The organism is Campylobacter sp. RM12654 (assembly GCF_020137585.1).
GTDB lineage: Bacteria > Campylobacterota > Campylobacteria > Campylobacterales > Campylobacteraceae > Campylobacter_E.
In genome coordinates, this window is record NZ_JACGAR010000095.1 from 1 (window position 1) to 286 (window position 286).

A 286-nucleotide genomic window follows, 5' to 3' on the forward strand; every position below is an offset into this window, starting at 1 on the left:
CTAATTCATCATCTGGGTCTAAAAACATAATTAATTCAGAGTTAGCATTTCTTACACCTATATTTCTAGCTTCATAAGTGCCTTTATTTGTTATATTATCAATAATTTTTATCCTACTATCTTTATTTGCAAATTCTTTTGCAATATCAATGCTTTTATCTTGACCTTTATCATCTACTACTATTATTTCTATATCTTTTAAAGTTTGATTTATGCAGCTTTCAAGTGCTCTTGCAATATATTTTTCAACATTATAAGTTGGTAGGATTATTGATATTAGTGGCAT

At 26.2% G+C, this 286-nt stretch carries 1 protein-coding gene; it reads right to left on the minus strand.

Going from position 1 to position 286, the window contains the following annotated elements; genetic code table 11:
* Nucleotides 1–286 (minus strand): glycosyltransferase family 2 protein (locus AVBRAN12654_RS09460; protein WP_336614403.1); only part of this gene is annotated, 286 nt, incomplete at its 3' end.